Origin of the sequence: Legionella sp. D16C41, from assembly GCF_048541585.1 — a bacterium.
Classification (GTDB): domain Bacteria; phylum Pseudomonadota; class Gammaproteobacteria; order Legionellales; family Legionellaceae; genus Legionella_C.
The window spans coordinates 1,817,012-1,831,712 of sequence record NZ_CP183303.1 but is presented as its reverse complement, the minus strand read 5'-3'; the positions used below and the strand labels follow the sequence as shown (position 1 = coordinate 1,831,712).

The following is a 14,701-nucleotide window of genomic DNA, read 5'->3' as shown; positions in this document are numbered from 1 at the left end:
TCCAAATAGGAAAAAATGCGGCCGCGATGCAAAGCTTATAGTATTACCCTGGCATCTAAAAGTTGATTATTAGAAGTACTATTCTAGGCGATTTTTATTATTGAGTTTTCTTAATCGGTTCTAAAGGCGTAATTGTTGAAATAGCTACTGCTATTTCAAATGTAAATCTTTAAGTAAAATATAATTTAAGGTTAATAAAAAACCTTCTCCCAGTGGGAGAAGGTGTAGTTATTATCAGGTAAATTTTTATAGCCCAAATGAGGCTCCTAAAGTATTTAACGCTTTTTGAACTAATGCCTGCGCATTGCCATTTAGCGAGCCAGTTGATGAACCTACGGGTCCTGTTCCCTTATTAGTGCCTTGTACGACCCATTCCGGACCTGAGAAAATAACGACAGTAACACCGTTGTCTACACCGCCAGTAGTTCCACTGCTGGGAATGCCAAGTAGGCTGGCTGCTTCAACCGATGCCTCACCAAGTTCGCGTGAATCATTATCTGAGGTGGGTGTCGTATCTGTCCCTTGAGTATCGCCGAATACCGCGCCAATGACATTACCTTGATAAAAGATCAGGGCAAACTGAAGTCCGGTAATATTATGCTCAGCATAAAAGAAATGCGGGCATTGGGCAATAGAGCTTCCTCTTGTTCGATCCCAGCAATCATCACCTAACACATAAAAGGGAACATGATGCGCGCCTAACTGAGCGCCATTACTGTCCTGCCAAGTGGTTGAACCTTGATGGTCAGGATCTGGATCAGGATCACTACCGTCTGTATCAATAGCCATGCCTGACGTATAAGCATAGACACCAGGGCTTACTTGATAAACGTTTACATTCATGGCTCGTGTCATGGTGTTAATGTGAGGCAAGGTATTTACCTGAACAGACGAGGTCATGTGCGATAGGACGGCTGACAATATCTGTTGAGGAGTATAATTTCCAGAAGGTAATGTCTTGACTGAAAGTGCAGGACTTTGAGCCGACGTACCTACACTGTTCGTGGCGGCCACGGTAAAACTATACAAGGTATTGGCAGAGAGATTATGTATCACTGCGTTATTAGAAGAAACTGTTGCGACAAGCGAGCCACCATTGTAAACGTTATAGGTAACTGTACAACCACTAGGCGTGCTCACTGCATTCCAGGATAGATTGACACTTGAACTTGTCTGACTTGGCGACGATAAGCCAGTTGGGGTAGCAGGTTTAGACGTACAAGCTGTTCCAACTTTAAAGGTAGCACTTATCGAATGATTAGCTTGAACATTGGAGAAAGTGTAACTGCTAACTGCTCCCACACTCACACCATCTACTTTTACATCTGCTACAGTGTATCCTGAAGAAGGTACAATGCTAAAAGATTGATTAGCTCCTTGAGTAACGACCGCGCTTGGTGGGTTAATGGAACCATTAGGTCCAGCGCTTGCAGTAATTGTATAGGAAGGAAGTGTTCCAGTATTTCCTGTCACCCGAACCTCTTTCACAATCCAATGATAAGAGGTGTCCTTTGTGCGAACTTGTCCAACCACACGAGCTCCGCGAATTCCATTAACAGTGGGGCCTGAAAATTTGTAAGTTTTGCCACTGGCTGAAGCTGAATTTGGATAAGCTGGTTTGATGGTCCAACCTGAGTTAGTCCAGGTAGTGCCATTAGTTGAAAATTGCAAAGTACAATTGGCAGTCAAAAATCCATCCCCATCCCTAGTGACCGTACCATTGATGAAATCCACGGCATTGATACTTACAGCGTTGGGCCAGATAACACCTGCTGCTTCCCAAGCGCCAATTTTGTCACCATTAGGTTGTATGTCAATGTCAGTTGTCAAATCATTGTCATTGAGCCCGGGTAGAGCAACTCGTCCTGTATTTGCGACTGACGACGTCATCTTAGACCAACCATAAGCCGTGCCAAGCGGAGCAATGTTGTCGGCATTTTCGACACTCATTGAGTCGTTAGGCGCAGAACTGTCATTTTTAAATTTCTCTGCTTCAGATACTGCCGAAAGCAAGAGAGGTGGGCTTGACGCACACCATACAGCACAAAATGACAACATAAAAAAGTAATAAATGTAAATAATCTTACATTAAACTTAATACTCATAAAAAAATTCCTTATTTTTATTTTTCCTTGTTTTCGCGATGAAGTATCTATAGGAATGCATCGCGAAACTATGATTTAGTAACGAAGGTTTCTAAATCGCGCTCTATCCTAACATTTTTCTTAGGCATTTTTACAGAGTATTATTTATTGATGCGAGTGCAGAATAGACTGTTGAAAAAAGATATTTATAACTAACTAAAAATAGGTAGATTTCTAAGATTGGTAAATGTCACTATGTTATAAATGCGATCTTTAGAAGCTTAATCTGAATTAAAAGATAAAGATGTTATTAGGCAGCATCTAATCTAAATTGCCATATTAGAGTTAAATTTTATCAAGTTAAGAGTTTGGACACTAAAATTTAAATATAAAATAAATGGAAAATTTCTATTTAAAAAAGTAGTAATGTTTGGTGGGTATTAGTTAGGCCGCCTGTATAAACAATTTCGGTACAGGCGGGTCATTATGATTATGTCTGAACTGTAAATTTTATTTTTACAATAATAACAGCAATCTCATATTAATGAATATCATTGTCCATTCGTTTTTTACTATAAGATTTTTGTTTTACCATTTTCCATAAAAAAGCTATTAATGCTAAACGCATTGAGTTTCTTGCCCATCGCATCATAATAACCTCCAATGTTAATATTATATCAATTGAAGCCTAGTTATAGCTTCGTAACTGTTCATAAATTATGCTTAAATCCTGGTGATATGAACAATTACATAATTTCTTACCCTTTTAAACAATAGGTTAGGATTAGTGAAATTGCAAACTAGCCTAGCTTTCTTTTATAAAGAACAAGTCGTTGAATTTTCAATATTAACATCAACTTCATTTGCTGAAATAGGCGATAAATTATTATAATTCACTTTAGTAAATAGGGGTTTAGTAGTTAACTCTTCATTGTTTATCTTTTCATAATTAGCGCTAGGTAAGTTTTCAGGTTTGATATTAGATAAATTTTTAAACATTTGCAGATAGCTCTCTGCTAAAACATAGTCTGGTTTGTCATTAGCAAGATTGACGCTAGCCCAGGCATTTAAGGTTTGAATGCTAATAATTAGACTGATGATGCTAGCACCAGTTAAAATAGCAAACCCAGATAAGGGAAAAATCATACTAAAAGTAACTGCTAGGGCTGTTACAAGGCTAGTTGCCGTTGAAAGTAGAGAATATTGCAAATAATTAGTTTGTCGATTAGAAGAATACTCTTTATCTTCTGGAGGATGTTTCCATTTATTAAACTCTGCTATACACCAAAATATATTGCTTGCAGCAAACAGCCAAACTGCTGGTATAGCTACAAATGGGGTATTAATTGCAATAAAAAAACAAACTGTAGCAGCTATTCCTAAAGCCGCAGCATATTTATGTTGAGTGGTAAAAGAGGTCAAACCATACCAAGAATTATCATGTTCAACCGTATTTTGATTAAGAAAACTTGCAACCAACCAAAATAAATAGCCAATTAAATAACACGTTAATGAGAAAATGTTGGCAGCAACTGAAAAAAGGTAAAAAGAAAAAAATTGCATTTTAGCCGCTACAAATCCCATAAAGAAAAAAAGGCTACTAAATTTATTTAAATGTTTTCCATAACTCACTTAAAACTGCCTTGTAATGAAGAGTTTATAATAGCTTTAGCATAGAAATCATCCAAAAGAAAGTAGAATTAAGCTTACTATTTAAGGCGTGAAAAACTTAATTTTTTATTGTGCAATTCATTTACGATTAGAAACTTAAAGAGAGCTTTGCAATAGCAATAAGTAATAATATTTTTTATTCTAAAGGCACCTAATTTCATTGTATGACCTTTAAAGATAATAAAAAGAGCTATGTAAATAAATCTTGATTGCGCTGTCTAGCTAACTGCTTACGTTACTTAGGGCTGAACGGTTAGCAGTTAGCTATTTCCAAAATAGACATTAACCTAGAGATTAAATGATTTGATATCAGTGCCTAGATGGCGGGTGTGACCTCGCATTAATTTGAGAGTGTATTAGAAACAGGGGGTTATCTGTATTTTTTAAAATCAAAACGCTCCTTTATCTTCCAGCTCATTCAGGTATAATATTTTCCTAAATTAATCTGAATGAATAGAAATAAGGCGAAAATATGGAGTCCAAATTCGAGAAGTTTAATGACTTACCAGAAGAGCTTAAAATTGAAACCGCTCAAAATTTATCAAATCGGGAGTTAGTAAATTTTTCGATGACATCAAAATATCATTTGAATTTGTTTCAACCTCTGATTGATGTTCGTAAATTATTGCATCATGTGACACGCGGGGAACATGATGCGGTTAAAGCGATGTTAAAGAAGGACATGAGTTTAATTTTTAAAAGGGGTGTTGTTACGGATTGTTCTGGGCGAGAATTTGAGAACGTAAGTAGTTTTGAATATGTGCTGTGGGCCCTTGATAAACATATGTGGGCAGTAATGATTGCGTGCATTCCTCAGAATGAAGAAGGCAGAGAGGTATTCGCAAGATTGATGGCTCTTTACAACAAAGTGAACACCATTGGTGTCACTTATACACTTCATGGAAAAACAATCACTGAACAGCATTTTGATTTCAATAATACCATCATCAAAGAGCTGCAAACACAACTGGACTCAATAAACGCGCGAGGGCGTAAAAATTGGGATGCCATTGATAAGCAATGGAGAGAAGGTGTAGGTAGTGCCGAAAATCTTTTTCCTATGCATGTTGTTTATGAGTACTGCTCTGATGAACCTTTTTATCCTGTGCCGAAATTTACCTCGCAGCCTAAATCATCAAAGCAGTTTCATAATTGGATAACTGAAAAGATTGAAAATTGGTTTAGTGTTGATTCTAAGTTGTCGGTTGATTTTGCAATATTTAAAGGCGAGCGGCGCGATGCGTGTGGGTCTGGCGGTGGCTGGGGAGTACGTGGGGGCGGCCCAGTGCAAGATTTGCTTGCCTTGACGGCATTATGTAAAGTAAGAACAAAGGATTTTCTCGATCTCAAATCGCAGCTTGAAGACCAGATAACGCTAGATAATCATCATCAGCTGTCTCAGATTTGACCGAATTGACATCATGTCGATGGAGAAGCTCGTCGGCGTAAGCCGCCACATGTTCATTCCAGCATGAGTCCAAAAACCATAAAAGCAAGTCCTGGTATAAGCAGCGTGCTGCTGTTCTCACCCACCACAGACACCATCGATGCAAGTAACTGATGATGCGCCGGGGAGAAACCCCATCTTTGACCATCCATTTAACTTGCTCGCGCGCTCGGCGCTTTGTTCTTGCATAAGGAACAATGTGTGTTTGCAAAAGAGTTTCAAAATACACAAGTTATTATGATTTAGCAGATTATTTTTGTTAATATTTTAAGGGCTAAGTTTCCAAATAACCTAACTAGAGTGTTAATTGGAAACTATAACTGGTATTCTCTTATATAAATCCAAGGTGATTTCCATTTAGAAATACCTTTTTAAATTTAAACTTAAAAATTTATAGATTATTGAGTATGAAGCCACTAGCACGTGGATATCTACACCAAGCAACATTTTTTATCGCTCTTTTTGCATGTACTATACTCATTCTTGATAGTAATGGGACTCGTGCGATTGTTGCCAATATAATATATAGTATAAGTCTTATAGGGCTATATGGTATCAGTGCACTTTACCATACTCGCTTGTGGAGCCGACAAAAGTATTTACTACTAAGGCGTCTTGATCATGCTGCTATTTTTTTTCTAATAGCAGGAACAGCAACTCCTATTTGTTTGCTTAAGTTAACGACCACTTCTGGCTTGCAACTTTTATCTATCTTTTGGTTCGTTGCAATAACTGGTATGTTTATAACGACTCGATGGTCTCATGTGCCTAAATGGACGAGAGCACTTCTTTATATTGGTATGGGTTGGATTGGAATTTTCTATTATCCCGAAATTAAATTGTCGCTTGACGCAACAAATATTCAGTTATTAGTCATAGGCGGTGTGACTTATACTCTAGGCGCTATGATTTATGCTTTTAAGTGGCCTGATCCTTTTCCTAGTATCTTTGGATATCATGAAGTTTTTCATGTTTTAGTTGTCTTAGGAAGTGGGTTTCATTTTTTTCTTAACTATAATTTAGCCACTTAATTCTGTAGAGTTTTATAATCGATTTTAAAGAAGCTTTTCCAAAATAAATGACCTTGAACTCTATAAAATAGAACTAAAATATTATAATTATGATAATTTTTTATTTATAAAAGATAGTTAATATTTATTATAAATAGTTCAATATTAATATTCTATCGTTATTTAGTCTCTAATAGGCGTCAAAGTAATCAGCTTTATAATTTAAAAAAGCTATTATGCTAATTTTCTAATGCAAACTATGGTGCTTTCTCTTATCTACCTATAAGCCTAGTTAAAATTTCTTGAGAGTTAGCTAAGTCTTCTGGAAGCTCATATTGTACAGGTTCTTTTTTTATAAATTTATTATAAAAAAAACTTACATTAGTTTTTGCAAACTCATAAGCATTAGCAGTTGCACTTTTTGCACTTTCATAAATTTTAGAGGGATTAGTTAATTGTTTAGGACCATCAATAAATATAGAATTAAATATAACTTCAGGTCTAATTCGGCTATTTTCTCTAAATAACAAATCAAAGCTATTTTGAGCGCGATCGATAAGCAAAATTTTTAAAAGTCCAAAGCATGTAGATGATGAAAACCCATTATTAAATAAATCAATAGCAATTGAAATGGTATTGGTTAGTACCATAAGACCCGCTAAATATTTCACTAATTGATTATAAATAGCATGTTGAAGTGCAGTTTTAATACGACTATCATCAAGTTTAGAGATGAGTAAATAAGCATGAAATAAAAATAATAAATCATGCTCTTTTTTTGCATTGTTTAATAATTTAATCATTACTCTACCATATCTTCCTTGATTCCTATCGATAAAAGTCTCTAGAATTCCTATTGGCGGTATAGGATGCCTTAGAAAATCGATTTTATAACTACTCATTAGCTGACGATTTCTTGACAGCGATGTTCTATCTAATAGTCTCGGTAGAGAAATCGGATTTTCATTAATTTGATTAGGGATAAGATGTAATTGACCCTGAATGTTTGTTTGATATTGATTATTAATTACTTTATTTTTAAATTTTCTTAATTGCCAGGGAAATTTATTTTCTTTATCAATTTTAGTAAGAACCTCATTATCTTCTATAAGTGTAGAGCTATTATCACTTTCTAATAACTTACTAGCGACATCTTTAAAGGTCCTATTGCTTTCGTCTAAAATTTTTACTGATAATCTAAGTGCATAATAATTGCCTTTTCGCCTTGAAAATGGACAGTCTGAGAGTTTTTGTAAGGTTTCCTCATCACCAATATAATAGTAAATATCTCTAGTTCTATTGTCAGATTTAGGAACTTTAACTAAAAAAGCTTTTTCCTTAACAAGGGGGTCAAGTGATATAGGGCACTTATTGATATAGGGCATGACTATGGTTTGTTTTATTAATATGAAGATTAATATATTAACACATCTTAAATCTGATTTATAATTAGCTTGCTAAAATATTTAATGCGCAAATTGATAGTTTATTAAAATTTAGATAACTTGTTTAGGGCCCTAAATATTAAGCTTATCAAAGCGACACCAATAAAATTTTTTTTAAGATGGGCTTTATTAGCATGATATATATTAAATATAATGTAAATAATTAGAACATCTGTTTCGTACTATAATGAGTTTAATACCATTATTTAGGTGCTCTAATGCCAAAGGATGCGAATACATTAGTTACGGCTTGGAATCCTGACAAACAGGCAGCTTATGAATTTATAAAAAAGCTTTCTATACAGGCTGTGACAAATCAAGTTGGCAAATGTAAAAATTTTGAGGATTTGTACAATTTTACTGCTGGGCTTAGAAAAAAAATTGCTGAGTTACTAAATCAACCAGATAAAAATGATTTAGGGAGGTTAAGAGTACCAAAAAGTACTTCAGATACAATGAAAACCATCATTGATAATTCGGGTCGATATGCAAGTTTCTATAATGATATTTTAATTTTATTCAAACAAATTGAAGAGAAATATAAGTTAGAAAAAGGAGCAAATTCAGTTCTCCATTACGGCATTTCAGACATAAAAAAAATAAATTCAGTTGGTTACCACATAGTAGAGTACAATGGAATAACTTATTCCACTTTAAATTTAATTCATGCCCAAGATAAAAATAATGCGGATGTAACTTACCTTCGTATTGATCATACTAATGACAGAGATTTACCCAAAATATTCGCGGTTGTAGATACAATTTATAATAGGCTTTCTGAAAACATTAGTGATTCTGAAAAATCGGAATTGATTAAAGAAATAGCCTGGCACCTTGCACAAGGAATGCCATGTTTTAGAGGTAGCGCTGCAATATGCGAAATATTATATGAGGCTCTATTAAATATTAACAATCTAATTAATATATCCAGTTCAGAGCCAAATGATATTCCTTTGGATTTAAAAGCAATTTTTACAGCCTCTCCAGTTGAGTTCTCACGACTTGTATCCATTCAGTCCAAGCAATATCAAGGCACTTTCAGTAAACTTAAACAAGCACTAACTGATTTCAGCCAAATCCAAACAGGCAAAGAAGAACCCTCATTTACATTTTTCCTACCTCAAGGCCAAGCAAGTAAAATTATACCGACAGAGCTCGAGACTAACGCGGCTAAAAAAATTCTTGCGCTGCTAGAGGGTAATCTTGACATTACTTTTACATCTGAAGAAAAAGAACTATTGGAAAAAGGTGCTTTAGCCCAGTTGTTAGATTCCTATAAAGATGAAGATGGCTTTAATAAAGAGCATTTATATTTTTTTACAGCAGAGCAAGAATTAACCCAAAAAAATATACCTTCTTAATTAAAAACTTCTAAGCAAAAGAGGTCTATTGCGCACATAAACAATAAAAAGGTTATTTTTCTCCGGATTAGTCGATAAAAAATATTAAAATTCACTTTATTTAATTTTTAGAATTTAATTGTTATCTAAATTTTTTATCTCTAATTTGTGTTGTTAAGTTATCACATTCTGAATTTTTTTGATTAGAAAGTAATTTTTGACTAAAAAACTTAAATAAAGCTCTGCCTTGATTAATTCCTCCAGTTACATCAATAGGATAAAGTGGGGACATTTTTAGTTTTTTTAATGGTGAACTAGTGTTTAATGAATCCTTTATTAAATTTGTAGATATAGCTTGAGCCTTTCTTTTAAGGGTCTGCGCTTGGCTATAAAGGTTTGTTGGTATAGTCAAAACTCGTTGTATTAAAGGATGTGGTGGGTTATTTTGCATGATAGAAGCCAAAATATTGAGTATGTCTTCTTGATTTAACAGTTGATGAAAGTCTCTTAGTGCTAGCAAACTGCGGCGAACACGCATTAAATAATGAGCGCCACTAGTGTCATTAGTTACACAACGATTAATTTGCCTAGCTAGGGCTGCGTCTATTCCTTCATTATTGTTCAAAAGATTTAATGGGTGTAACAGTTCTTGAAAAACGCCAGCTAATAAAGCAATTTCATGCAATGTCGGTGGCACGAGTGACATTTCACCGAAATCATAAAGCCCTAAATGAATAGTCTTATTTTCCTTATCAATCATTGCGCGAAGCTGGTTACCATGTCTGTCACTATCAAAGGCGCGGCCTTGTAATATGTGGGTAAGTTCGGTAGTAACCACAGCGATTGCAATAGCTTTTTTAATTTCTTGTTCCTCAGCGGTTTGATTAGGCAAATCATTAAATTCAATACCATGCATTCTATCGATTAAACGGTATCCTGGGCCACTTTCAATGACTTGGATAGGTCTCATCGTTACGACGTAGTGTGTTTTATTAATATTAATATCCAAGGAAGAATGATACATTTCTTGGGCTTGCTTAATTTGCTGGGTAGAAATAGTGTGATCCATCTCAGCTTTAGATAAGGTTTGCGCTTCCTCAAGCATAGAGCTTAGGCTATCTTTAAAGGTAAGCGCTCGAGGATGAGTACAGGCATTGATAGTTGCCTTTAAATGCTCAAAACCTTCAGCTGTATCTCTTGCAGCATGTTCGCGTAGTAAGATAAGTACTACTTGTTCACCTGTTTGTAATTCAACTTCTAAAGCCAAATTATAAGATGCTGAACCTAGCAGTTTACCTACATATTTAATCTGACTAAGTGTCTCAGTTGGTAATACCTCTTGCATTAAACGCCATAAATCCCAACGCGGTGGCGGGTTGGCATGTCCTTTAACATGTGCCAAATCGTTGCGTACTGCTTCCGAGGTAGCAGGATGGCTATGAATCGCTTGTGCGAGCTTAATATAGGCAGGACCCATATGTTCACATAAAAGTGCTAACTTTTTACCGGTACTTAAAGTTTGATTACGCTCAGTTGTTTCATTTGATACCACTAACATGCCAGCTAACAAGAGACTACGAGTGTATTTATTTGCGGTATTTAAATAAGCTTTTAAAAAGGATACCGCCAGTTCATCATCTGAATTAGGTCTATGATGCTCAGGAAATAAAGCATCGGCTGCGTAGTTAAAAGTATCTTGATAAGCTTCACTGATGTCTTTTTCAGTTAATACAACGCTTGCTGGAATGACAAGATAATCGATTAAAACTGCCCGTTCAGTTAATGGTCTGTCCCAAAAGGAATGATAAAATAAATAAAGCTTAGCTTTTAAATAATTAACTTTTTCTATTTCATTTAATTGATTAATATCATTATGATCGTTTTGTAAGTATTTTAATAACTTTTTTGCTCGTTTTGTTTTGATTAAAAAAATAGCAAATGTGGTGGCAGTTTGATCCGTTATAGGTTTAGAAATAAAATCCAAAGTAGCTTTTTGACTGTCTTTTGCTTCGGCTAAAAAACGAGTAGCACTTCCTAAACCACTAATAATAAAATCTTTTTGATTATTTTTAATTTCTTTTTCAAACGATAAGTATTTTTCTGGTACCAGTTTAATACCAATATATTCGCTAATTTTTTTCTGAGCCATAATATGATTGGCTAGTAAAGATAGTATTTTTTCATGATCTCTGCTAGCTGCCTTTGTAAGGATTCGATCAATTATTTTTTTAAAAGTATTGAAATAATTTTCTGTATTATCATCTGGCCCATATTCTTTAACAATTACACTTAACCACAAGTTTATGAGCTCATTTTGTAAGATAACATCTTGGCAATTAAAGAAAAGCTCCTCTAAAGTTTGTATTTTATCTTTATTATCTGCAATAGTCTGAATTTTTGCTAAAAGTAAGGAGCCAAAAGTATGCATATCATGATAAAAGGATAACAAATTATATTTTGCGCAACCTTGATAAATAATGATAGCGTCATTGATACTTATTGATGATAGCCTATCTTGACTAGGGCAGGTCCAGCTAATTTCTGTTAAGAGCTCCATGTCGCGTTCAAACATGTAGTAGTTTTTAATTAATTGAAAAAGTTTAGCGGTGTCTTTACTAATCATCTGTAGTTTATTTTCTTGAAGAAAGTTTTGCAAAATATCAAGATAGGATAGCTCAAGCTCATTGTCTTTAGATTTTTGAAAAAACAAAGTAATGTTATCAAGCGATAAGATGTTAGGGATATTAAAGTAATTTATTAAGCATTCTAGGGGAATAGCGTGATGCCTATCAAATTTTTTGACTAATTGGATACATTCTTCATTAGTAAATAAATTAAAGTGTGTTTCATTAAATTTTTGATAAAAACAAAATTGAAAATAGGGCGAATCAAAATTAAGTCTAGCAAGTAAATTATGAGCATAAGGAAGATATAAAGTGGCTAAATCTTTTTTATCTTCTCTACCCAGAAAAAAACTTTTCACAACCTCTTTTTCAGCGGTGCTACCCGTTAAAGCGACTATGGTAAATCGTTCTAGTAAGGCATTGACGGCGTCATTATTACAATTTAAATTGTCGATGCTATCGGGGCAGCGCAGTGCATCTTCATTTAATTCAATAAATTGTTTAAATTGTGTCTCAAAATCTAAATCCTTTTCAAACATGGATATATTAAGCTGATGTTTTTGGGAAAAATAAATAGCTATATCTTTTTTTAGATTCCGTGCATCAACATAATATTGGCTTAAAAAAGGAGGACAGCGAAGGTTGGTACTATAATGATTTGCAGCTAATTCACTCTCTATTAATTCTCGCGGCATAAAATTTAAAACATCAGGGTGAGTTTTAACCCCCATTAACCACAAGCAATGCGGAAGAATTTTTTTTTCTTTAATCATAATGTCTATAAGATTAGAAAACTGATTTTTATTACTAAAAGAAGGCCAATTGATTTTAGTACCTACTTGTGAACCAAAAAAACGTGCTGCGCCAGTTGGCACTGAACCTTGATGCTCAGCCCTATATTGATCTAAATATTCATTAGCATACTTACGTAAATTTTCGTTGATAAAATGATTTTTTAATCTCGGATAAAGTTCTAAGTAGGTTGTAGCAGCCGCTATAATGTCATTAAAATCTTTAGAAGTAGTCACCGTTAAAATGGCATTATAAAATTGTTTAAATGGCCCTAAGGGCTTATAGTTCTGATGCCTATCGATAATATAAGCAAAATCATCATGGTCAACTTGCATTAAAGCCGCATAAATGCGATCAAAACCAGGTACTCTAAGTTGCATTGCTTCAGTTATAAAATCATCAATAGCCGCTGCTTCCTCGCTATTTTCCCAATTAATAGTTAGGCGTCGTACAAACTGACAAAACTCACGTACTCTGCGACTCGGTAAAGTTGTCATTTCATAGGGTAACAATTCTTGCTCTTTTAATGAGCTTAATTGCTCTTTTAATAAATTAATTTTATCAACTGTAGTGCTCTTATCATTAAAGGTAATCTGATAACAAAGTGATGAATTACCAAGCTTCTGATAACTTGATAAATCTTCATATTGTATTAGACTTGTTACATGCCTATTAGGGGTAGGCTTTTTATCTTCTCCGGGATTTAACTCTTTTACAATAGATGCTTTTTCTGCAAAAAAAGTCATGAGATTTTTAATTCGTTGTTCTATGGTAGCAGTCGTGCTAAACATATCTTGACTTGCGCTTGGAATAATTAAACCTGCTTCATCTTCTTTCAATACTTTATATAATGCTTCATTGCGTAAAAAACGTATAGCTGCTTCATTATCTTTGGTTATTTCCCAAGCTTGTTTATCGAGTTCAAATTGAGAGGCAGCAGAAATTTTATGAATAGTTCCTGTACCATAGGTTTCTAAGTAAACTAAATTGACTGCTAAAGAAAATTTTAGCTCACCTAATTTTTCTGGCGTTAGGTTAGTAAAAACATTAGCGTCAACAATTAGTGTGGGTTTAGAGAATCCTGAAAGGGTTGTAACTAAATGAGTAGGTGTTAATGTTAAAAATAGTTTGATAGGCGCCGTAAAGTATTGAGGCCTTACTTCTTCAATAAGTTTTAAAAGTAGCTCTTTAGGCTCAGCTAAATTGTTGTCTTTTAAAGAGATAAGCTGATGTTCCTCTATTAAAGTTTGTTTGAGAGATTTTGCGTCTTTATTTCCCGTCATAGCTAAAAGCTGTGCAGTTTTGTTGAGGTTATCTAAAAGTTCTTTATCATTTCTTTTATAACGAGTAATGGTATAATTGCCATTGAAAAAATATAAATCTTTATGCGATTTCGCAACAAAATTTCCCCAGGAATCAAAAAAGATAGCTTCTTCACCCCATGTCTTACTATCCAACGTGGCATCTAGAGGAAGGTTAATAACTAAAAAAGTATGATTCTCCCCGCTTGGATAATCAATTTGAATTTGAGCGACCTCATCGTCATAAGTTAAAATTTCACGTTCAATTATTTTATATAATGCTAAAGCAACATGCTCGCCACACTGTGCATACTTGGCCTTTGTTTGCTCAAGATAATTACCTTCGCTTAAGGTCAAAATTTTTTCATTAACCTCATTGTTTAAATTGCCTAGGTAAATAAAGTTAGCGTTTTTAGCAACGTTCGAAAAATTTTTTCTATATTCACCCAACCCTGCAAGCTCATGGCCTACAGAATTTAAATTTAAGTTAATAATTTGCAGGCTTTCACCACTTAAAAGCATTTTTAAAATGGACTCAGGATTAAGTAATTCAAGTAGACTTAAAAGTCTAGTATTAAATAATTTTAGTTGCTCAGTTTCTTTTTGAGTAATAGATGAAGTGGAAACTGGATCATTTAGGTTATTAAGGTAAATTTTTATTTCATTAATTTTGTTATTAATTTTCTTAGTGATTTCTAGAAGTAAATTACTTTGATTCATTTCTTTTGACTTAAGAAATGTGTTACCCAGTTGATTTAATTCTTTTAAAAATAAATGATATATTTCTAGAGCTAGTCTATCTTCTAATTTATGCCCTTCACGGTCAACTGCATTAGGTTTATAAGGCAGCTGTTTTTGTATTTCTTCATTAAGCGCTATTAATTGTTGCAATAATTTATCACTATGAGTCACTATGCTTCCCAGGCTATCTAAATGGATAAATTTTAATCAAAATAGAAAAACTTTGGAATATACTAAATTGGAAAC

7 protein-coding genes are annotated in these 14,701 nt (G+C 34.1%); 3 read left to right on the top strand and 4 right to left on the bottom strand.

Going from position 1 to position 14,701, the window contains the following annotated elements; genetic code table 11:
* Positions 1–246 precede the first annotated feature (246 nt).
* The gene (locus ACNVED_RS08000; RefSeq protein WP_419418499.1) at positions 247–2,058 is read right to left on the bottom strand and encodes a glycoside hydrolase family 75 protein; all 1,812 of its coding nucleotides are present in this window, start codon (positions 2,056–2,058) and stop codon (positions 247–249) included.
* A gap of 842 nt (positions 2,059–2,900) precedes the next feature.
* Positions 2,901–3,716: a hypothetical protein gene (locus ACNVED_RS07995; RefSeq protein WP_419418498.1), complete on the bottom strand. Its 816-nt coding sequence runs from the start codon at positions 3,714–3,716 to the stop codon at positions 2,901–2,903.
* Positions 3,717–4,227: 511 nt separating this feature from the next.
* Here ACNVED_RS07995 and ACNVED_RS07990 point away from each other — a divergent pair.
* Together ACNVED_RS07990 and trhA are read left to right on the top strand one after the other, a co-directional pair.
* A complete protein-coding gene (locus tag ACNVED_RS07990) occupies positions 4,228–5,163 on the top strand; it encodes an F-box protein (protein WP_419418497.1) in 936 nt (311 codons plus the stop codon).
* Positions 5,164–5,609: 446 nt separating this feature from the next.
* On the top strand, positions 5,610–6,233 hold the full coding sequence (trhA, locus tag ACNVED_RS07985) for a PAQR family membrane homeostasis protein TrhA (RefSeq protein WP_419418496.1): 624 nt from the start codon (positions 5,610–5,612) through the stop codon (positions 6,231–6,233).
* Positions 6,234–6,484: 251 nt separating this feature from the next.
* Here trhA and ACNVED_RS07980 read toward each other — a convergent pair whose 3' ends face one another.
* A complete protein-coding gene (locus ACNVED_RS07980) occupies positions 6,485–7,597 on the bottom strand; it encodes a hypothetical protein (protein ID WP_419418495.1) in 1,113 nt (370 codons plus the stop codon).
* A 278-nt stretch (positions 7,598–7,875) separates the two neighbouring features.
* Between ACNVED_RS07980 and ACNVED_RS07975 the strand changes: the two genes are divergently transcribed.
* Positions 7,876–9,018: a hypothetical protein gene (locus ACNVED_RS07975; protein ID WP_419418494.1), complete on the top strand. Its 1,143-nt coding sequence runs from the start codon at positions 7,876–7,878 to the stop codon at positions 9,016–9,018.
* A gap of 121 nt (positions 9,019–9,139) precedes the next feature.
* On the opposite strand, the gene ACNVED_RS07970 is transcribed toward ACNVED_RS07975, so the two are convergent.
* On the bottom strand, positions 9,140–14,626 hold the full coding sequence (locus ACNVED_RS07970; RefSeq protein WP_419418493.1) for an AarF/UbiB family protein: 5,487 nt from the start codon (positions 14,624–14,626) through the stop codon (positions 9,140–9,142).
* Positions 14,627–14,701: the final 75 nt, after the last annotated feature.

Coding starts and splice junctions, on each gene's coding strand:
- ACNVED_RS07980 (WP_419418495.1), bottom strand. CDS start 7,597: ATGCCCTATATCAATAAGTGCCCTATATCACTTGACCCCCTTGTTAAG.
- ACNVED_RS07975 (WP_419418494.1), top strand. CDS start 7,876: ATGCCAAAGGATGCGAATACATTAGTTACGGCTTGGAATCCTGACAAA.
- trhA (WP_419418496.1), top strand. CDS start 5,610: ATGAAGCCACTAGCACGTGGATATCTACACCAAGCAACATTTTTTATC.
- ACNVED_RS07990 (WP_419418497.1), top strand. CDS start 4,228: ATGGAGTCCAAATTCGAGAAGTTTAATGACTTACCAGAAGAGCTTAAA.
- ACNVED_RS08000 (WP_419418499.1), bottom strand. CDS start 2,058: ATGTTGTCATTTTGTGCTGTATGGTGTGCGTCAAGCCCACCTCTCTTG.